18 protein-coding genes are annotated in these 20,304 nt (G+C 70.8%); 8 read left to right on the top strand and 10 right to left on the bottom strand.

Annotated elements, in window-relative coordinates:
* The first annotated feature begins 1 nt into the window (after position 1).
* Entirely contained in the window at positions 2-1,372 is a 1,371-nt protein-coding gene (locus AS029_RS06270) for a glycosyltransferase (protein WP_058231751.1), read from the top strand.
* A gap of 239 nt (positions 1,373-1,611) precedes the next feature.
* On the opposite strand, the gene AS029_RS06265 is transcribed toward AS029_RS06270, so the two are convergent.
* Positions 1,612-1,866: a hypothetical protein gene (locus AS029_RS06265; RefSeq protein WP_058231750.1), complete on the bottom strand. Its 255-nt coding sequence runs from the start codon at positions 1,864-1,866 to the stop codon at positions 1,612-1,614.
* A gap of 87 nt (positions 1,867-1,953) precedes the next feature.
* Between AS029_RS06265 and AS029_RS06260 the strand changes: the two genes are divergently transcribed.
* Together AS029_RS06260 and AS029_RS06255 are read left to right on the top strand one after the other, a co-directional pair.
* On the top strand, positions 1,954-2,970 hold the full coding sequence (locus tag AS029_RS06260) for a GlxA family transcriptional regulator (RefSeq protein WP_058231749.1): 1,017 nt from the start codon (positions 1,954-1,956) through the stop codon (positions 2,968-2,970).
* Positions 2,971-3,203: 233 nt separating this feature from the next.
* On the top strand, positions 3,204-5,399 hold the full coding sequence (locus AS029_RS06255) for an ATP-dependent Clp protease ATP-binding subunit (RefSeq protein ID WP_074615869.1): 2,196 nt from the start codon (positions 3,204-3,206) through the stop codon (positions 5,397-5,399).
* Positions 5,400-5,572: 173 nt separating this feature from the next.
* On the opposite strand, the gene AS029_RS06250 is transcribed toward AS029_RS06255, so the two are convergent.
* Positions 5,573-6,157 carry a nitroreductase family protein gene (locus AS029_RS06250; RefSeq protein WP_058231748.1) on the bottom strand — a complete coding sequence of 195 codons (585 nt, stop codon included), beginning with the start codon at positions 6,155-6,157 and terminating at the stop codon, positions 5,573-5,575.
* 395 nt (positions 6,158-6,552) lie between these two features.
* Positions 6,553-7,914 carry a glucose-6-phosphate dehydrogenase gene (locus tag AS029_RS06245; RefSeq protein ID WP_058231747.1) on the bottom strand — a complete coding sequence of 454 codons (1,362 nt, stop codon included), beginning with the start codon at positions 7,912-7,914 and terminating at the stop codon, positions 6,553-6,555.
* Positions 7,915-8,027: 113 nt separating this feature from the next.
* Between AS029_RS06245 and AS029_RS06240 the strand changes: the two genes are divergently transcribed.
* From AS029_RS06240 to AS029_RS06230, 3 genes are all read left to right on the top strand, one after another.
* Complete coding sequence (locus AS029_RS06240; RefSeq protein ID WP_058231746.1) at positions 8,028-9,809, top strand: glycoside hydrolase family 15 protein; 1,782 nt, start codon at positions 8,028-8,030, stop codon at positions 9,807-9,809.
* A 200-nt stretch (positions 9,810-10,009) separates the two neighbouring features.
* On the top strand, positions 10,010-10,723 hold the full coding sequence (locus tag AS029_RS06235; protein WP_058231745.1) for a hypothetical protein: 714 nt from the start codon (positions 10,010-10,012) through the stop codon (positions 10,721-10,723).
* 14 nt (positions 10,724-10,737) lie between these two features.
* The gene (locus AS029_RS06230; protein ID WP_058231744.1) at positions 10,738-11,118 is read left to right on the top strand and encodes a VOC family protein; all 381 of its coding nucleotides are present in this window, start codon (positions 10,738-10,740) and stop codon (positions 11,116-11,118) included.
* A 68-nt stretch (positions 11,119-11,186) separates the two neighbouring features.
* Here AS029_RS06230 and AS029_RS06225 read toward each other — a convergent pair whose 3' ends face one another.
* From AS029_RS06225 to AS029_RS06210, 4 genes are all read right to left on the bottom strand, one after another.
* Positions 11,187-12,305: an ABC transporter permease gene (locus AS029_RS06225; RefSeq protein WP_058231743.1), complete on the bottom strand. Its 1,119-nt coding sequence runs from the start codon at positions 12,303-12,305 to the stop codon at positions 11,187-11,189.
* Positions 12,302-13,186, bottom strand: a complete 885-nt coding sequence (locus tag AS029_RS06220; protein WP_058231742.1) for an ABC transporter ATP-binding protein — start codon at positions 13,184-13,186, stop codon at positions 12,302-12,304. The genes AS029_RS06225 and AS029_RS06220 overlap by 4 nt, the downstream gene beginning before the upstream one ends.
* 443 nt (positions 13,187-13,629) lie before the next feature.
* Positions 13,630-14,295: a response regulator gene (locus AS029_RS06215; RefSeq protein WP_074615868.1), complete on the bottom strand. Its 666-nt coding sequence runs from the start codon at positions 14,293-14,295 to the stop codon at positions 13,630-13,632.
* The gene (locus tag AS029_RS06210; protein ID WP_058231741.1) at positions 14,288-15,535 is read right to left on the bottom strand and encodes a sensor histidine kinase; all 1,248 of its coding nucleotides are present in this window, start codon (positions 15,533-15,535) and stop codon (positions 14,288-14,290) included. Before AS029_RS06210 ends, AS029_RS06215 begins: the two co-directional genes overlap by 8 nt.
* A gap of 143 nt (positions 15,536-15,678) precedes the next feature.
* Here AS029_RS06210 and AS029_RS06205 point away from each other — a divergent pair, with 143 nt between their 5' ends.
* Positions 15,679-16,251 (top strand): NADPH-dependent FMN reductase, encoded by a 573-nt coding sequence (locus tag AS029_RS06205; protein WP_058231740.1) that lies wholly within the window; start codon positions 15,679-15,681, stop codon positions 16,249-16,251.
* 212 nt (positions 16,252-16,463) lie between these two features.
* Here the strand turns inward: AS029_RS06205 and AS029_RS06200 are convergent, their stop codons facing one another.
* From AS029_RS06200 to AS029_RS06190, 3 genes are all read right to left on the bottom strand, one after another.
* Positions 16,464-17,699 (bottom strand): RNA polymerase sigma factor, encoded by a 1,236-nt coding sequence (locus AS029_RS06200; RefSeq protein WP_058231739.1) that lies wholly within the window; start codon positions 17,697-17,699, stop codon positions 16,464-16,466.
* Positions 17,700-17,703: 4 nt separating this feature from the next.
* Entirely contained in the window at positions 17,704-18,129 is a 426-nt protein-coding gene (locus AS029_RS06195; RefSeq protein WP_058231738.1) for a YciI family protein, read from the bottom strand.
* Between the two features lie 309 nt (positions 18,130-18,438).
* Positions 18,439-19,284, bottom strand: coding sequence for an exodeoxyribonuclease III (locus AS029_RS06190; RefSeq protein WP_058231737.1), 846 nt, complete (start codon positions 19,282-19,284; stop codon positions 18,439-18,441).
* Positions 19,285-19,367: 83 nt separating this feature from the next.
* Here AS029_RS06190 and pyrE point away from each other — a divergent pair, with 83 nt between their 5' ends.
* Positions 19,368-19,946: an orotate phosphoribosyltransferase gene (gene pyrE / locus AS029_RS06185; protein WP_058231736.1), complete on the top strand. Its 579-nt coding sequence runs from the start codon at positions 19,368-19,370 to the stop codon at positions 19,944-19,946.
* Positions 19,947-20,304 lie beyond the last annotated feature (358 nt).

Below are 20,304 nucleotides of genomic sequence, written 5' to 3'. Positions count from 1 at the left end.
CGTGCACGTCGTCATGTTCGCCGACCAGCACCTCGAGTCGCTCGGCGGTGCGCAGGTGTCGATGCGGCTGCAGAAGCGGTTCCTCGAGCGCGCGGGCCACGTGGTCACCATCGTGGCTCCCCGATTGCATCGCGACGCGCCCGACGACGCCGCCTACCTCGACCTCCCCTCGATCGCGATCACGCCCGACCGCGAGTACGCGCTCACCTGGCCGGGAGCACGCACCGACCGCTTCGTCGACGCGCAGATGGGTGCGCGGCTCCCCGTCGACGTGGTGCACGTGCAGGCCGACTTCTGGGGCGCCTTCATCGGCCATCGCTACGCGGCCCGTCACGGTCTTCCGGTCGTGCACACCATGCACAACCGGGTCGACGTCGGCATCGAGGCGACGGCGCCGTTCCCCGGGCTCGTGCTGCGGGTGCTGAACGCGTGGGCGCGGCGCGCGTTGCGCGGCACTGCACCGTCGCGGGACGTTGTTCCGGATGCCGCCGGGGCGGCGCGGTCGCGGGATGCCGGACCTGTGGGGCGCGGTGCCGGGGCGGGGCGCGGTGCCGGGGCGGGGCGCGGTGCCGGGGCGGGGCGCGGTGCCGGGGCGGAGCCCGCCTCAGTACGAGCCGGGCGAGTGGCCGCTGTCCCCTCGGGTCGCAGCGCGGCGGACGGCTGGGCCTACCTGCGCCGCCTCGCCGCCCTCTCCCACGCCGTCACGGCACCCTCGTCACATTTCGCACGCCGCCTCGAGGAGCACGGGGTCGCATCCGCCGTCGACGTGATCTGGAACGGCATCGACGACGACGTGCTCGATGCCGCGCTCGGCGCGGGGTCGTCCGTGCGCCGGCCGGGCCGGCCGCGATTCATCTGGCTCGGACGGATGAGTCCCGAAAAGCGCCTGCTTCCATTTGTGGAGGCCGTCATCGCGTCGGGAATCGACGCGGAGGTCGAGATCGTCGGCGGGGGAGCGCAGCTGCGGGCGGCGCGGCGACTGATCGAGCGGGCATTGCCCAAGGCGACCGTGACGTTCTCTGGACGACTTCCGTACGCCGAGACTCTCCGGCGCTTGGCGGATGCGGACGCGGTGGTGCAGACCTCGATCGGGTTCGAGACGCAGGGGATGACCGTCTTCGAGGCCGCCTCCCTCGGCACGCCGGCGGTGGTGAGCGACCCCGACATCGCCGACGAGCTCGGGTCGGGAACGTGGAGGGTGACGGATGCCACCGTCCCAGCCCTCGCGAACGCGCTGCGCCGCGCGGCGGCCGACATCGCCGCCGGCACCCCGGTCGAACCGGACGCGTCGATCGCGGAACGCTTCCGCCAGTCGTCCCGCACCGCCGCCATGGTCGACGTCTACCGCCGGGCGGTCGCCGCCGGGCGCTGAGACTCGGCGCTGCGGCTGAGGTCGGTGCCCCGCGGTGGGGCCGTGGCTCCAACTACGACGTTGGGGCGATGGACTCCGTTGCCACGGCGTCCGGGTCGCGCCGGGGTGATGCCGCGTGCACAACGGCGGGGGTTTCTGCGACGCGCCGGGGTGGTGGCATCCGGTGTCGGCGTGTCGGCGGTGCCGCCTGCCGTTGTGCACGCGTGGTGCGGGGGTGTCTCTGCCGCGGGGCTCCGCGATCACTTCGCTCGCGCGATGCGCAGCGGGCGCGTGACCGGCGCCGCCGAGGGGGCCGACACCTGGATGCTCGGTCGCGCGGCCTCGACTCCGGGCGCCGCGGCGGGAGCGAGCTGCGAGCGGACGGATCGATCGGCGCGGGAGGCGACCCGCGACGGGTCGGTGGGGATGCGGCCGTAGCCGTCGGTGCGCACGAGCCAAACGGTTCCGACGATGCCGGCGAGGGACAGGATGCCGAGAGCGATGAAGTAAGCCATGGCAGGAAAGCTACGGGTAGAGGAATGATGCCCACGAGTGGCATGATGGACGTCAGTCGTCAGATTCCTGCCACACCGGAGGTTCGCATGCGGTCGGTCGCCGTCGTCATCCAGCCGGGGTTCGCCCCGTTCGAGTTCGGTCTCGCGTGCGAGGCGTTCGGGCTGGATCGCAGCGATGACGGCATCCCGAACTTCGACTTCCGCATCGTCGCGCCCGATCCGGGCGTCGTGCCGTCGAACATCGGCTTCTCGATCAATGTCGAGCATGGGTTGGAGGCGGCGGCCGACGTCGACATCCTCGTTCTCGCCCCCATTCCGCGGGCCTCCTGGGCGTCGGTCGACCCGCGCGTGACCGAGGTGGTTCGGGCCGCGCACGCCCGCGGAGCCTGGTTGCTGAGCGTGTGCAGTGGGTCGTTCGTCATCGCGGCATCCGGGGTGCTCGACGGCAAGCGCGCGACGACGCACTGGCGCTACACCGACACGCTCAGCCGGATGTACCCGCAGATCGAGGTCGACCCCGATGTGCTGTACGTGCAGTCGGGCAACATCATCACCAGCGCCGGGACTGCCGCGGGCCTCGACGCGAGTCTTCACCTGCTGCGCCAGGAGCTGGGCTCCGAGCTCACCAACCGCATCGCCCGGCGCATGGTGGTCGCTCCCCAGCGCGACGGCGGGCAGGCGCAGTTCATCGCGTCGCCCATTCCGATCGACTCCTCGCTCTCGCTGGCCCCGGTGACCGAGTGGATGCTGCAGAACCTGGATGCCGAGCTCTCGGTCGACCGGCTCGCCGCGCGCGCCCACATGTCTCCGCGCACCTTCGCCCGGCGGTTCAAGGCCGACCTCGGCGCGACGCCCGCGGCCTGGCTCGCGCGTCAGCGTCTGCTGCACGCGCAGCGGCTGCTCGAGGAGACCGACCTCGGCCTCGACAGGATCGCGTCGGAGTGCGGATTCGGTTCCGCGGCGGTGCTGCGGCAGAACTTCGCCCGCACGATGGGGCTCACCCCCACCGCCTATCGCGCGCGGTTCTCGTGTGCGGCGCCGGAGGCGGTGGCATCCGAGGTGGCCTCGTCGGAAGCGGCATCCCCGGAGCCGGTTCCGGCCTGACCGACGGCGCTTCACGAGCTGCCGCACGGGTGCCCTCGCACCTCCCGCGCGAGCCCGCCGCCGCGCTGACCCGACGCTGTGACCGCGCCACGGCGCGACCATCTCACCGCGGTCTCGTCCTCGGCGGTCGCCGCGGAGAGACGGCATCCATTGTCCGACGCTGACACCGGTGCTAAACTTGAGTCAACGCCGCTCAAGTTTGAGCGAGAGCGAACCGACTTCCAGGAGAACGTATGAACGCCACACAACAGCCGGGGCAGGAGGACGCGCGCAGCGCCCTCGAGCAGTTCGGCATCAACCTCACCGACCGGGCCCGCCAGGGCAAGCTCGACCCCGTGATCGGGCGCGACGGTGAGATCCGCCGCGTCAGCCAGGTGCTCACCCGGCGCACCAAGAACAACCCCGTGCTCATCGGCGAACCCGGCGTCGGCAAGACCGCCGTCGTGGAGGGCCTCGCTCAGCGCATCGTCGCGGGCGACGTCGCCGAGAGCCTCAAGAACAAAGAGCTGGTCTCGCTCGACATCTCGGCGCTCGTGGCCGGTGCCATGTACCGCGGCCAGTTCGAGGAGCGCCTCAAGAGCGTCCTGAAAGAGATCACCGAGTCCGACGGACGCATCATCACGTTCATCGACGAGCTGCACGTGCTGATGGGCGCGGGCGGCGGCGAGGGTTCGGTCGCGGCCTCCAACATGCTCAAGCCCATGCTCGCCCGCGGCGAGCTGCGCCTGATCGGCGCGACCACGCTCGACGAGTACCGGGAGTTCATCGAGAAGGATGCCGCGCTCGAGCGCCGTTTCCAGCAGGTCTACGTCGGCGAGCCCACGGTGGAGGACACCGTCGCGATCCTCCGCGGGCTCAAGGAGCGGTACGAGGCGCACCACAAGGTGGCCATCGCCGACGCGGCGCTGGTGGCCGCGGCATCCCTCTCCAACCGGTACATCCCCGCGCGGCAGCTGCCCGACAAGGCCATCGACCTGATCGACGAGGCCGCCTCGCGCCTGCGCATGGAGATCGACTCCGCCCCGCTCGAGATCGACGAGCTGCGGCGGCACGTCGACAGGCTGAAGCTCGAAGAGCTCGCGCTGAAGAAAGAGAAGGACGACGCCTCGAAGGAGCGCCTGGCGGCGCTGCGCGAGACACTCGCTTCCGAGCAGGCCAAGCTCGACGAGCTGCAGGCCCGGTGGGAGCGCGAGCGCGCCTCGTTGAACCGCGTCGGTGAGCTCAAGACGCGCCTCGACGCCGCCCGCGTGGACGCCGAACGCGCCCAGCGCGAGGGCAATCTCGAGCGCGCGTCGCGTCTGCTCTACGCCGAGATCCCGGCCCTCGAGCGCGAGCTGATGGTCGCCGAGCGCGAAGAGCCCGCGGGCGATCGCATGGTGAACGACCAGGTGACCGACGAGGACATCGCCGCCGTCATCGCCGCGTGGACGGGAATTCCCGTGGGGCGCCTGCTGCAGGGCGAGACCGAGAAGCTGCTGCACCTCGAGCGCGAGCTCGGTAAGCGGCTGATCGGGCAGCGGGATGCCGTGAGGGCGGTGTCCGACGCCGTCCGTCGCTCGCGCGCCGGCATCAGCGACCCGCACCGGCCCGTCGGATCGTTCCTGTTCCTGGGCCCGACCGGTGTCGGCAAGACGGAACTGGCGAAGTCGCTCGCCGACTTCCTCTTCGACGACGAGCACGCCATGGTGCGCATCGACATGTCGGAGTACGGAGAGAAGCACTCCGTGTCGCGCCTGGTCGGTGCCCCTCCGGGCTACGTCGGGTACGAGGCCGGTGGCCAGCTCACCGAGGCGGTGCGGCGGCGCCCCTACAGCGTCGTGCTGCTGGATGAGGTCGAGAAGGCGCACCCCGAGGTGTTCGACGTGCTGCTGCAGGTCATGGACGACGGTCGCCTGACCGACGGACAGGGCCGCACGGTCGACTTCACCAACGTCATCCTGATCCTGACGTCGAACCTCGGCTCGCCGATCCTCATCGACCCGACGCTGTCGATGGATGCCAGGCGCGAGCAGGTGCAGGCGCTCGTGCGCCAGGCGTTCAAGCCCGAGTTCGTGAACCGTCTCGACGACATCGTGATCTTCCAGGCGCTCAGCCAGGACGACCTCGCCCAGATCGTCGAGCTCGCCGTCGACGCGCTGCACAAGCGGCTGCGCGAGCGCCGGTTGACCCTCGCGGTCACCCCCGACGCCCGGTCGTGGCTCGCCGAACGCGGCTACGACCCGGTGTACGGGGCCCGGCCGCTTCGCCGACTGATCCAGACCGAGATCCAGAACCGCCTCGCGATGGCGATCCTGGCCGGGTCGGTGCGCGACGGCGACGTCGTACGGGTCGACGTGGCGAGCGACGGCGACTCGCTCATGCTGGTGAGCACGGGGCCGGCGGCGGATGAGCCGGACGACGACGTGATCGAGGCCGAGATCGTCGAGTAGCTCCGGCCTATCGGGGATGCCTCGCGACAGGCGTGGCATCCCCTTTCGCGTATGTTCGCCGTGCGCTCGGGGTCGCAGGCGCTCCTGTCAGCGAGAAACGCCGTTCCGATCGAGACACGACGCGGCAGCGCGTGTCTCGATCGAAACGGCGTTTCTCGGGATGGATCCGGGGCTCAGTCGTCGACGAGCAGCGACTCCGCGACCGTGCGGCGCTCGCGCGGGGCGAGCTCGCGCTGACGCAGACCCTCTTCGGCGGCGTCGATGTCGCCGAGGGCGCCGACGGCGATGACGGTGACGGGAGTGAAGCGGGCGTCGATGTCGAAGACCGCGCGCAGGTCGTCGGCGACGAAGCCGCCCATCTGGTGCGTCGCGAGACCCTCGGCGTGCGCCTGCACGGTGAAGTGCGCGGCGGCCTGGCCGCTGTCGTACAGCGCCCAGGTGCGGGCCTCGCCGTCTTCGGTCTCGGTCTCGGCTAGTACGACGACGAGGGCGCCGGCCGCGGGGGCCCACGCCTGGTTGAAGCCCATGAGGGTCGAGACGAGGCGCTGGTGCGCGGCGGTGCCGCGGCGGGCCACGATGAAGCGCCACGGCTGGAAGTTCATGCCCGACGGCGCCCAGCGGGCGGCCTCGAGGGCCGAACGCAGCGCCTCTTCGTCGATGGGGGTCTCGGCGTCGAAGACGCGGGTGCTCCAACGCTCGGCGAGCACGTCGAGGATGGGGGCGTCGGTGGGGGCGGTGCGATCGAGAACGAGAGACATGGGTCCTCCTGAGAACGGGAACTGAACCGGGACGCCGTTGACCCGATTCAGTGAACGCGAGTCACGCGCGAGATGTTCCCGTGTGACGTCGTGCGTCGGTCGGCCGCGCGTCGGTCGGCGTGCGTGGCCGGCCCGTGCACAACGGCGGGGATTATCGCGACACGCCGGTGGGTGGATGCCGGTGGTCGGCGTTCCGCGAAGCACCTCCGCCGTTGTGCACGGCGCGGGGCAGCGCGTCCCGCACGGCACGAGACGGCCGCGCCCGGCACGTCCCGGCACGGCGCCGCGCACCGCGGGGCAGCGCGTCCCGCACGGCACGAGACGGCCGCGCCCGGCACGTCCCGGCACGGCGCCGCGCACCGCGGCGCAGCGGGGTCAGGCCCGTGGCAACCGTCTCACAGGTTCCAGGATGCCGGTCCCGCGGTGCCCGCCGCGTACTCGTCGAGCGGCACCTCGTTCTTGCGCCACGCGTCGATGACCGGCTGCACGATGCGCCAGCACTGCTCGGCGGCGTCACCGCGGACGGCGAGCATCGCGTCGCCGTCGAGGATGCCGGAGAGCACCTCGCCGTAGGCCTTGAGCGCGCCCTCGCCGAGGTCGGCGGCCAGGGTGACCCGTTCGAGCTCGAGCGGGTCGTCGGCACCGTTGACGTTGAGGCCGAGGCTCATCGTGTCGGGGCCGAGCGAGAAGACGAGCACCGACGGCTCGCTCTCGCCGACGAAGCCGCCGGGCAGGTGCCGCACCGGCTTGAAGGCGACCGTGACCGCGCGGTGGCCCGAACTCAGCGCCTTACCGGAGCGGAGGGTGATCGGCACGCCCTGCCAGCGGGCGTTGCGCACCTCCACGGTCATCTCGGCGAGGGTCTCGGTGCCGCGCGCCGCGTCGACGCCCGGTTCGTCGACGTACGACGTGAAGTGGCGGTCGCCGACATCGCCTGCGGTGTAGCGCGCGCGGCGCGAGTTGTGCACGGGATCGTCGTCGCGCACGTGCGTCGCGCGCAGCACGGCGGAGGTCGCGTCGCGCAGATCGAGCTGATTGAGGGATGCCGGGGGCTCCATCGTCACGAACGCCATGACCTGCAGCAGGTGGCTCTGGATCATGTCGACGAGCGCGCCGGCGCCGTCGTAGTAGCCGGCCCGGCCCTCGAGGCCGAGCGCTTCGGGATAGTCGATCTCGACCGACGCGATGTCGTCGGCCGACCACACGCTCTCGAGCAGGCGGTTGGCGAAGCGGGCGCCCAGCAGATTGAGCACGGTGGATCGCCCGAGGAAGTGGTCGATGCGGAAGACCTGGTCTTCGGGCACGAGCTTCGCCAGCTGCTGATTGAGGCGATGGGCGCTGGCCTCGTCGGTGCCGAACGGCTTCTCGAGGGCGAGGACCGTGCCGTCGGGAATGGTCACATCGCTCAGCGCGAGGCACGACTTCTCGGCGACCGCCGGGGGCACGGCGAAGTACAGCGCCGGTCGACCCTCGGCGTCGTCGAGGAGCTTCTGCAGATCGGCGGGCTCGGTGATGTCGGCGCGTGAGTACGTCGTCTCGGACACCGCGGCGAACGCGGCTGCGGCATCCGTCGTCTGGAAGGCCTTCTGCACGACCTCGCGCCAGTGCTCGTCGGTCCAGTCCTCCATGCCGGCACCGTGCAGCCGGACGGAGCGGCCGGGCTCGCGCGTCAGCAGCTGCCCGAGCGCGGGCAGCAGCAGCCGGGAGGTGAGGTCGCCCGAGGCGCCGAGGATGATCAGGGTGGTGTCCGCCGTCATGCGGCCACCGTAGCGCTCCCCTCCGACACGGGCAGGATGCTTGCAGGGGGCACATGGATGCCACTAGCGCGACGCACGGCCGCGATGTCGGGGGCCTCTGCCATGATCCGAGGGTGACCACACCGATCGAGGAGTACGCCCTCCTCAGCAACTGCCGCTCCGCCGCGCTGGTCTCCCGTGACGGCCGTGTCGACTGGCTGTGCCTGCCGCGGTATGACAGCGGGTCGATGTTCGCGGCGCTGCTCGGTGACGAGTCGCACGGCGCGTGGTCGGTGCGTCCCGCCGATCCCGACGCGCGGGCGACGCGGCGCTACGACGGCGACACGTTCGTGCTCGTCACGAGGTGGGAGACGGCGACCGGCATCGCCGACGTCTACGACGCGATGCCCGTTGACGAGGGCGTGGACGCCCTCATCCGACGCGTGGTCGGGGTGTCGGGCGAGGTCGACTTCGTCAGCGAGGTGCGTCTGCGCTTCGACTACGCCCGGGCGGTGCCGTGGGTGCGGCAGGTGGGCCACCACGGCGAGCATGTGATCCTCGCCGTGGCGGGGCCGGATGCCGTCACGATCCGGGGTCCCCGGCTGATCGCCGCCGACACCGCCCACCGCGGCCGCTGGACCACCGAGGCCGGCGTGAGTGTCGACTCGGTGCTGGCGTGGGGCCCGTCGTGGCGCGACGCGCCGGCGGCGTTCGACGTCGAAGCCGCGCTCGAACGCACCCGCGAGTGGTGGGCCGCGTGGGCCGACCGAGTGCAGTCGGCCGGTACGCACGCGGCGCTCGTGACGCGCTCGCTCATGGTGCTGCGCGCCCTCACGCACTCCGAGACCGGTGGAATCGTGGCGGCGGCGACCACGTCGCTCCCCGAGGCGTTCGGCGGCTCGCGCAACTGGGACTACCGCTACGTCTGGCTGCGCGACGCGGCGCTCACGCTCAGCGCCTACATCGACCACGGCTACCTGGATGCCGCCCAGCGGTGGCGCACCTGGCTGCTCCGCGCGATCGCGGGCGATCCGGCCGACGTGCAGATCATGTACGGCATCGCGGGGGAGCGCGACCTCCCCGAGCGCGAGATTCCCAGCCTCCCCGGGTACGGGGGCGCTGCGCCCGTGCGCATCGGGAACGGCGCGGTCACGCAGTATCAGGCCGATGTCATCGGCGAGGTCATGGTGGCCCTCGAGGCGGCGCGGAACGCCGGTGTCGAAGAGACGACCTTCTCGTGGTCGCTCCAGCGCGCCCTGCTGAACCAGCTTGCGGGCGAGGTCGACAAGCCCGACCTCGGCATCTGGGAGATGCGCGGCGCTCCCCATTTCTTCACTCACTCGCGCGCGATGGTGTGGGCGGCGTTCGACCGCGGCATCCGGGCCGTCGAAGAGGGCGGGCACGACGGTGAGGTCGAGACGTGGCGCACGTTGCGCGACCGGGTGCGAGCCGACATCGATGCGCACGGGGTGCACCAAGGCGGCTGGTTCACGCAGCATTTCGACACCGACGAGGTCGACGCCTCGCTCCTCGTGCTGCCGCAGGTGGGTTTCTGCGCCTACGGCGATCCCCGCATGCTGGCGACCGTCGCCCGCATGGAAGAGACGCTCATGCCCGATGGGTGGCTGCTGCGCTACCGCACGACCGGGGTCGACGGGCTGACGGGCGACGAGCACCCGTTCCTCGCGTGCTCGTTCTGGCTGGTCGGGCAGTACGCGCACAGCGGTCGGCGCGACGAGGCCGTGGCGTTGATGCACCGCCTGACCGCGGTCGCGAACGACCTCGGTCTGCTGTCGGAGGAGTACGACCCCACGACCGACCGCCAGGCGGGGAACACCCCGCAGGCGTTGTCGCACCTGGCGTTGGTGGGCGCCGCAGACGCTCTGGATGCCACGGCTCCGCGTCGCGACGAGTGACACGCACGCGCGTGCGTCCGTGCGGGAGGCGGAGCGGGCGCACGGGAGGTGGCTGAGCCTGTCGAAGCCACCGGTCGTACGCCGGGTCGGGTCCCTTCGACAGGTTCAGGGACCTACGGGCCTCCGAAGCCGGAGAGCGCAACCGCGTGCACATCACCCGACCCGTTCCTGCTTGCCCGACGCGCCTCTAGAGTCAACGCATGGACGACGACGTCGAGCTGCGACGCCTCCGCGAACGCGTGTACGGCGCTGACGGCTCCTCCGCCACGCCCGCGATGCGCGAACGTCTCGCCGAACTCGAGAACTTGGTTCGTCGGCCGGCCGTCGTCGTCGATCCTCCCGTCCCCGCGAACACGCCAGCCAAGCCGGGAGGCGAAGGCCCCCACCCGACCGGCCCGGAGCACGAGGTTCCGGATCCTGCGCCGACCCGCCGCCTGCGCTGGACGTTGGCCGCCGTCGGCGCCGTCGCCCTCTTCGGGGCGGGCGTCGCGATCGGCGCGGCCGTGACCGCGTCCGCGCCCGCCGCGGCCGACCCCGCAGCGGCGACCCCTGACCCCGCCGCAGCCCTCTATCCGGAGCTCACGTTCCGGCAAACGATCGAGGACGCCATCTCGGCCGATGTCCTCCGCGACAGCGGCCTCGCCTCCGGCAGCACGCGCTACATCGCGACCGTCAGCGACTACCTGATCTACTTCGCCCAGCCCGACGACGGTGACGGGCGCTGCATCGTCACGTTCACCGCGAGCGACGAGCGGCCCTGGTCGGCGGCGTGCGCGCCGGGCGCACCCGAAGGGGCGGCGGTCTTCCGGATCGACGACGGCCTCACCGTCGCGATCGGCGACCCCGACGAAGCCGACGTCCGCGGCATCCCCTTCCGCCTGTCCGAGAGCGTCACGGCATACGTGGCGCAATGATGAAGGAGAGAATGATGTTCCATGCTGACGGGGCGTACTCCGGGTTCGCGGTCGATGACCTCGACGCCGCCCATCGGTTCTACGCCGACACCCTCGGGCTCACGGTCGAGGTGCTCGAGGGGTCGGGCTTTCTCACCCTGCACCTGGGTTCGGGCGGTCGGGTGCTCGTGTACGGCAAACCGCGCCACGAGCCGGCCTCGTTCACGGTGCTGAACTTCCCCGTCGCCGATGTCGAGGCGGCCGTCGACGACCTGCGCTCACGCGGTGTGGAGACGAAGATCTACGACGACGCGGACTTCCCCACCGACTCCCGGGGGATCATGCGTGAGGGCGGCCCGCTCATCGCGTGGTTCCGCGACCCGGCCGGTAACGTCCTGGCCGTTCTCGAGGAGTGACGACGAGGGGATGGATGCCGGAGTGCCCGGCATCCATTCCCTCCCTGACGCGGCGCGCGTGACGTCGCTCAGCCCTTCAGCGCCTCCGCGAGCTTCACCCGCGCGCCCATCCGCAGCAGCGAGTTGCGGTAGATCCGCGCCGCGAGGCCGATCGCGAGAACGCACGAGCCGAGCAGGATCGCCAGCGACAGCACCGGCTCCCACCACTGCGCATCTCCGATGTACATGCGCAGCGGCATCCCGACCGGGGCGGAGAACGGCACGTACGACATGATCGTCAGCACGACGGGGTTGTCGTTGAAGAAGATCACGAGGAAGTACGGCGCCATGATCAGCATCGTGATGGGCGTGGTCGTCGAGCCGATGTCCTCCTGGCGCGACACCATGGCCGCCGCCGCGGCGAACAGGGCCGCCAGCAGCACGAAGCCGAAGAGGAAGAAGATCGCGAACCAGGCGATCGGTGCGCCGAGGGCGTCGAGCATCCCGGTCTGCCCCGTCACGGCGAGTCCGATCAGCGCCACGGCGGCCAGCAGCACGATCTGCGCCATGGCCAGGATCGTGTTGCCGAGCACCTTGCCGGCCAGCAGCACCCGTACGGGAATCGCCGAGATGAGGATCTCGACCACACGCGTCTGCTTCTCCTCCACCACGCTCTGGGCGATGGTGCCGCCGAAGGTCGACGCGGCGATCAGGAAGACCAGTCCGAAGCCGAGGGCGATGATGTAGCGCAGCGCGTCGGCGAGTCCGGCGCCCGGATCGAGCAGCTGCACGGGCGGGCTCTCGCTCAGCATCTGCAACAGCGCCGAGGGCACGTTGTCCTCCGCCACGACGGTGTAATCGAAAGCGGCATCCGATGAGCCCGAGACCAGGGCGGCATCCACCGTCCCGTCCTCCACCAGAGCGCGTGCGGCCTCGTCGCTGTCGGACACGGTCACCTCGAGCCCGTCGAGACCCGACACCGCGCTCTGCGTCTGAGAGGTGACGGCGACCGGGATGCCGCTGCCCGACGCGTTGTTCGCGGCGAAACCGCCCCAGATCACCGAGGCGAGCGCGGCGACGATGAGGATCGCGGTGGAGATGACGAACGCCTTGCTGCGCAGCTTCGACCCGATCTCGCGCTCGGCGACGAGCCAGATGCTCTGCAGTTCGCCGGGCGCACGGCGGGGGGTGGGAGTGGCGGTGCTCACTGGATGACCTCCTTGAAGATCTCGGCGAGGGACGGTCTCTGCGGCGCGAAGCTCGCGACATCGCCGCGCTCGACCGCGCCACGCAGCACGCGCTGCGCGGTGGCGTCGTCGGCCGCGTCGAACAGGGCGTATCCGCCGTCGAAATCGAGCACGGTCACGCCGGTCTCATCGCGGAGCCAGCCGGCGTCGCCGCCCGAGATTAGCTCGTAGCGGTGCGTCGCGTGCTGAGCGCGAAGGGCGTCGCGGCTCCCGGCGGCGCGGATCGTTCCTCCGGCGATGATGACGAGGTCGTCGCACAGGCGCTCGACGACGTCGAGCTGGTGCGACGAGAACAGCACGGCGGCGCCCGCGGCCGCCTTCTCTTGCAGCACGCCCGCCACGACGTCGACGGCGAGCGGGTCGAGCCCCGAGAACGGCTCGTCGAGGATGAGGACGTCGGGCTCATGGACGAGGGATGCCGCGATCTGCGCGCGCTGCTGATTGCCGAGCGACAGGGTCTCGATGAGATCGCCGAGGCGCTCGCCGAGCCCGAGGCGCTCGAGCAGCGCGGTGGCCTTCTGCGTCGCCTCGGCCTTTCCGAACCCGTGGAGCCGCGCGAGATAGGCGATGTGCTCGACGACCTTCATCTTGGGATACAGCCCGCGTTCCTCCGGCATGTAGCCGAATCGTCGTCGATCGGCGGTGGTCACGGGTGCGCCGCCGAGCTCGACGGTCCCCGCGTCTTTGCCGAGGACGCCGAGCGCGATCCGCATGGTGGTGGTCTTGCCGGCGCCGTTGCCGCCGACGAAGCCCGTCAGCCGCCCCGGGGCGACCGTGAAACTCACGTCGTCGAGCACGCGGCGTCCGCCGTAGCTCTTGGTGATGCCGTTCAGATCGAGCATGTCGCATCCCTTCCTGTCACTGTGATTCCACGCTAGGGAGACGGACGCCGCGGCGCCTCCGCCCCGGGTGGGGTCGTGGCATCCTCCGCACGGGGGAGGGGGCGTTCCGAACTCCGGAGATTCGTCGCCGCGAAGGCCGGCTCGGCGTCGTGCGGTGCGGTTCGGCGCCGGTTCTCCGGAGCGACGCACGCGCTGGGCGGTGGTGGGCGGCGGGCCTCCCGTCCGGGTGCCCCGGGGCCGGGGCCGGTTCCGGAGTGGCGTGGGGCGGGGCTGCGCGGGCGGGTCGACCGGCGACGACGTACGTGTTCGTCGAGGCCGCACCCGATTGGCGACGAACGAGTGCGTCCTCGGCGAATGAGTGCGTCCTCGGGAGCGCCCACGACCGCGCCCGCCGCGCCGAGCCCCGCCGCCGGCCTCGCTCCACCGCGGCCGCGGCCGCGGTGTCAGGCCAGCCCGTGACGGTGCGCGAGAACGACGGCCTGCACGCGGTCGCGGGCGCCGAGCTTCTGCAGCACGTTCGACACGTGCGTCTTCACGGTCGCCTCGCCGATGAACAGCCGGGCGGCGATCTCGGCGTTGCTCAGGGCTTCGGCGACGAGCCTCAGCACCTCGGACTCGCGCTCGGTCAGCGGCTCGGCGACCGGCAGAGGAGGGGGAACGGATGCCACGGCCGCGGGCCCGTGCCCCGCGAACCGTTCGATCACTCGCCGCGTGACCTCGGGTGCGAGCAGCGCGTCGCCGGCGCCCACGACACGGACGGCGGCGACCAGCTCTTCGGGGCCGGCGTTCTTGAGCAGGAAGCCGCTCGCGCCGGCGGCGAGGGCGGCGAAGAGGTAGTCGTCGCGATCGAAGGTCGTGACGATGAGCACGGCGGCGTCGGAGGCGGGATCGGCGGTGAGCCGCCGGGTGGCCTCGAGGCCGTCCATGTCGGGCATCTGCACGTCCATGCAGATGACGTCGGGTCGCAGCTCGAGGGCGGCGGCGAGGGCCTGCGTGCCGGACGCCGCCTCGCCGACCACGGTGATGTCGTCTTCGAGCGACAGGATCGTGCGGAACCCCGCCCGCATCATCGCGTGATCGTCCACCAGCAGCACGCGCAGCTCAGACACGGGTGACCTCCGCGATGGTGATGGGCACCCGCACGCGCACGAGGAACCCGCCGCGGGCACGCGGCCCGATCTCGATCGTGCCGCCCGACACCGCGGCGCGCTCGCGCATGCCCAACTGCCCGAGCCCCGGCGTCGACGAGCCACGGCGGCCGGTGTTCGAGACCTCGAGCTCGACGGCATCCGGATCGAATCGCAGACGCACGTCGGCGGTCGCGTCGGGCCCGGCGTGGCGACGGGCGTTGGTGAGCGCCTCCTGGGCGATGCGGTACAGGTTGACCTGCACGAGCGGTGGCGGGTCTCGGTCGGGTTCGCCGACGACGGTGAAGGTGGTGGGGAGGCCCGCAGCGGTCGCCTCGTCGCAGAGAGCGTGGATCGAGGTGAGCCCGTGCGTCGTCGGGGCGGTGTCGGGATCGCTGTCGGAGCCGGGCGATCGCAGCGTCTCGAGCAGGTGGCGGAGCTCGTTCAACGAGGTGCGGGCGGAGCTCTCGATACCCGTGAGGGTTTCGCGGGCCGCCGCGGAGTCGCGGTCGAGGAGCGACCGCGCCACCCCGGCCTGCACGCCCATCAGCGACACGTGATGGGCCACCACGTCGTGGAGCTCGCGCGCGATCCGCACCCGGTCGAGGGCGACGGCTTGCGCCGCCGTCACCTCGCGCTCGGCTTCGAGCTCGGTGGTGCGTTCCTCGAGCGCCGCGCGCTCGCGCATCTGCTGGTACGAGCGGTCGCCGAAGTAGTAGGCACCGCCGAAGAACAGCGCGTTCACTCCGATCATCAGCAGCTGGTAGGCGACGAACGGCGAGAACGCGCCGGCGCGCGAGAACGCGGGGTCGACGGGCTGGGTGGCGTCTTGGAACATCACCACGAACAGCCACGCGAACATGCCGACGATGATCGCGATGCGCACGATCGTGGCGCGACGCCGGTTCTGCTCCCACGCGCCCACCGTGTACAGCGCGATGAACATCGCGATGTTGCCGGCGTAGAGCTCGGGGATGCGGAAGGTCACGGCGAGGAAGTACGCCACCGACACGATCACGGCCGTCACCGACGGCCAACGGCGGCGGAACGCGATGGGCACGGCGAGGATCGCGACGTAGACGAGCGCGACGGCGAGGGAGCCCTGCTCGTCGCCGTACAGACCCGAGATCGACGACAGCACGGCGCTCAGCATCCCGCCGAGGAACAGCACGAGCGCGAGCACGATGTCGCCTCGCTGCTGGGTGCGGGTGAGGCGTGGCATCCCTCCACGCTAGAGCGCACCTGCGACATCAGCATCCCCCGCAGGGTGGAGTCAAGAGGGGTCGGAATACAGGTTCGCCCCCGATGCTTGCACGTGAATGAACCCGGGCGCCGTGCGCCCCCGTCGTCCCAGAGAGGATCATCGTGACCCAGTACACGATCGGCTACATCGTCGGAAGCATCTCCAGCACCTCGATCAACCGCCGCCTGGCGAAGGCGCTCGAGAAGGTCGCGCCCGAAGGCGTCACCCTCAAGGAGGTCCCGATCAAGGACCTTCCCTTCTACTCGCCCGACCACGACGGCAACTTCCCCCAGGTCGCGCAGGACTTCAAGCAGGCGATCGAGGATGCCGACGGCATGATCATCGTCACCCCCGAGTACAGCCGGTCCATCCCCGGTGTGCTGAAGAACGCCCTCGACTGGTCGGCGCGCCCCTACGGCGAGGCGTCGTTCAACGACAAGCCCACCGCCGTCGTCGGCACCTCGCAGGGTGGCATCGCCACCGCCGCGGGCCAGCAGCACCTGCGCTCGGTGCTGCTGCACTACAACGCCCTCGTGCTCGGCCAGCCGGAGGGCTACATCCAGTCGACGCCCGGTCTCTTCGAAGACGACGGCACGGTGACCGATGAGGACACTGCCGCCTTCCTGCGCTCGATCATCGAGGCGCTCGTGACGCTCATTTCGCGCACGGCTCCGGCCGAGGTCCCCGCGGCCTGAGTGCACCGCGACGGCGGGGTCGGGGTAGGCCTCGGCCCCGCGGTCGTGTCGGGCGCAGGTTCCCGGCCTGTCGAACGGTTCGGGGTGTGCGGGATCGACGGGTGCAGCCACGGCTCCGTGTCTCATGGAGCCGAGGTCCGTGAGCCTGTCGAAGGGACCCGGGGGATGCCCGGGGCCAGCGGCTTCGGCGGGCTCAGCCACCTGGGTTGCGGTCAGAGGCGCAGCGCCTCGGCCTTCCGCCGCAGCAGCGCAGCCTCCCGCTCGTTGCGCGTCAACTCCGCCGCGGCGAGCAGTTCGGACCGCGCCTCGCGCGTTCGCCCCAACCGCGACAGCAGCTCCCCGCGCACCGAGGGGATGAGGTGAGACCCCTTCAAAGCGCCGGCGTCCGCGAGCTGATCGGCGATCGCGAGACCTTCCAGGGCACCGGATGCCATCGACACGGCGACCGCGCGATTGAGCTCGACCACGGGGCTCGGTGCCACGCGACCGAGCATCTCGTACAGCAGCACGATGCGGTCCCAGTCGGTGGCCTCCACGCTCATCGCCTTCGCGTGACAGAGGGCGATGGCCGCCTGCAGCTGATAGGGGCCGCGGCCCCGGCCGAGCGCGTCCGCCCGATCGAGCATCGCCGCACCGCGGGCGATCGCCGAGCGGTCCCACCGCCGACGGTCCTGGTCGGCCAGGAGCACGGCATCCCCGTTCGCGTCCACCCGGGCGGCGAAACGCGACGCCTGCAGCTCCATCAGCGCGGAGAGTCCGAGCGCCTCGGGCTCGCGAGGCAGCAGTCGGTTCAGCACGCGGCCGAGGCGCACCGCTTCATGCGCGAGTTCGGTGCGCAGCACCGCCCCGCCGGTGCTCGCCGCGTACCCCTCCGTGAAGACCAGGTAGATCACGCTCAGCACCGCGCCCAGCCGCGCGGGCCACTCCGACGGGTCGGGCACCGCGAAGGGCACGCGCGCCACCGACAGCGACTTCTTCGCGCGCACGATCCGCTGCTGCATCGTCGGCACCGGCACGAGGAACAGGCGCGCGATCGCGTCGGTGTCGAGGCCGCCGACCACTTTCAGCGTCAGCGCCACCTGCGCTTCGCGGGCGAGCACGGGATGACAGGCGGCGAACACCAGGCGCAGCACATCGTCGTCGATGGGTTGCCACTCGGCATCCGTGATCTCGTCCAGGTCTGCGCCGATCAGCCGGTACTTCTCGCCCAGGTTCTGCGAGCGGCGCCAGCCGTCGATCGCGCGCCGCTTGGCGACGGCCGTCAGCCAGGCTCCGGGATTGCTCGGGATGCCGTCGCGCGGCCACTGCGCCAGCGCCTCGGCCACGGCATCCTGAGCCAGATCCTCGGCGGTCGCGAGGTCACCGACCACGCGCGCGAGCGTCGCGACGATCCGGGCGCCCTCGATGCGCCAGATCGCCGCGACGCGCCGCGCGACGTCGGTGGTCACGTGGTCAGCGCGAGGCCTGCTCCTCGCGCCAGCCCTCCTCCTTCTGGATGTACTCGTTGTCGGCGAACGCCGCGAAGTCGGTCTCGTCGGTCACGCGTCGCACCTCGAGCTTGTTGCCGGCGATCAGCGGCGCACGGCGCGCCCACTCGATGGCTTCATCCTTGGTCGACACCTCGATGATCCAGAAGCCGTTGAACAGCTCGTGCGTCTCGCCGTAAGGACCGTCGGTGACGACCGGCGCTTCGCCGCCGAATTCGACGACGAAGTTCTTGCTCGTGTCTTCGGCCAGCCCCTCGCCGGCGACGAGAACGCCGGCGGTCATCATCGACTCGTTGTAGGCGCCCATCTCGTTGATGATCTGCTCGAACGGGATCTGCTTGTACGCCGCGTACGCCTCGTCGGTGCCGCGCATGATCAGCATGAACTTCATCGTGAACTTCTCTCGTAGGTGCTCGTGGGAGCGGTCTGAGGGGAGCGAATGCTTCCCCTTACTATCGCGTCGAACGGGCGGTGGCGGAATCGACAGGGACCGGAGGATTTTCTCGGGCGCCCGCTGGGGTCGCTGATTCCAGGTTCACAAACCCGTTCCGAATTCGCGACGCCGCGCCGCACGTTCGCACCGGATGCGTCGCGCAGGGCTCACCTCGGGGGGACGCCCCGTGACGCACTGGATGCCGGGGCACGCAGCGCTCAGCGCGGCGGGGCGGGGGAGCGACGAACGGATGCCGTCGGGCGGCGCTCAGCCGAAGATCATGGGCAGGTCGTCGTCGTCATCCGCGCCCGACAGGTCGAGGTCGGCCACGACCGGGACGTGGTCGCTGGGAACCTCGCCCTTGCGCTCGTTGCGGTGGATCTCGGCGCCGTGCACCGCGTCGGCGAACGCAGGGGATCCGAGGATGAAGTCGATACGGAGGCCCTCGTTGCGGGGGAAACGCAGCTGCTTGTAGTCCCAGTACGTGTAGCCGGTGGGGATCAGCGGCCGCACGACGTCGGTGAGTCCGGCCGACTCGAAGGCCGCGAAAGCGGCGCGTTCGGGCGGGGAGACGTGGGTGGTCGCGCCCTCGACGACGGTGGGGTCGCCGTTGTCGTCATCCGTCGGGGCGATGTTGAAGTCGCCGGTCAGTGCCAGGGGCAGGCGGGGGTTCTGCGCGAGCGTGTCGGCGGTGTACTGCCGGAGCTGGTCGAGCCAGTCGAGCTTGTAGACGTAATGCGGGTCGTCGAGCCCGCGACCGTTGGGCACGTACAGGCTCCATACGCGCACACCGTTCACCGTCGCGCCGATCGCGCGGGCCTCCTGCGGCAGGTCGGGCCCCTCTTTGCCCTTCTCGAAGCCGGGCATGCCGGGGAAGCCGATCTCGACGTCTTCGAGCGGTTCGCGGCTGGCGATCGCGACGCCGTTCCACTGATTCAGGCCGTGCGCGGCGACGTGGTAGCCCGCCTCCTCGAAGGCCGCGTACGGGAACTGCTCCGTCTTGCACTTGATCTCCTGCATCGCCAGCACGTCGATGTGCTCGCGCACGCAGAACTCGACGGTGCGGGTGACGCGGGCACGGATGGAGTTGACGTTCCAGGTGGCCAGGCGCATGGCATCCAGCCTACTTTCGTGGTCCGACATCGTCGTCCGGAGCAGCCCCGACGTGATCCGGACGGAGCACTAAACTCGACGCCGTGACCACCGCCTCCACTCCCGAGCTCGAAGCCGACCGTCAGGCCCTCATCGGCCTCATCAATGAGGAGGCGGTGTTCCACGGCGACTTCACCCTCTCGAGCGGAAAGAAGGCGACGTACTACGTCGACATGCGCAAGCTGACGCTCGATCACCGAGCCGCCCCCGCGATCGGCCGGCTCGTGCTCGACCTCGTGAAGGACCTCGACGGTGTCGTCGCCGTCGGCGGTCTGACCCTCGGAGCCGACCCGATCGCGAACGCCGTGATGCACGAGTCGGTGCACGCCGGAACGCCGCTCGACGCATTCGTCGTGCGCAAGGAGCCCAAGGATCACGGCCGCGGCCGCCAGATCGAGGGCGCCGATGTGAAGGGCAAACGCGTCGTCGTCGTCGAAGACACCTCGACCACCGGCCAGTCGGCGCTGAAGGCCGTCGAAGCACTGCGCCGCGAGGGTGCGGAGGTCGTCGCCGTCGCCGTCATCGTCGATCGCAAGACCGGCGCACAGGCCGCGATCGAGGCGGAGGGCCTGCAGTGGCTGGCATCCATCGACCTCGACGACCTGGGTCTCGCGCCTCAGTAGTCCTCGGCCGGTCGCGCCAAGCGGGACCGCCCGCGCGCGACCCTGCACCCGGTTGCGCGCGTGACTGCCCGCGTGGTGTCACGAGAACAGGGGCGTGCGACGAGAACAGGGCGATCGGCCGTCGATCGGCCTGTTCTGGTGGCATCGCCTGTTCTGGTGACGCGGCGCTCGGGATGCCGCCGCGTCGCCGCGCGCGCCGCGTGCGACTTTTGGTCACATCGCCTGTTCTGGTGACGAACAGGATGCCGCCGCGTCGCCGTGCGAACCGCATCGCCGCGCGCGCCGCATCCGCCTGCGAGGGGCGACCGCCCGCGCGTGGTGTCACGAGAACAGGGGCGTGCGACGAGAACAGGGCGAT

The sequence above is a fragment of the Microbacterium enclense genome (genome assembly GCF_001456955.1).
GTDB classification, from domain to species: domain Bacteria; phylum Actinomycetota; class Actinomycetes; order Actinomycetales; family Microbacteriaceae; genus Microbacterium; species Microbacterium enclense.
Note: the sequence above shows the minus strand (reverse complement) of the source record. Positions and strands in the feature narration are given on the sequence as shown.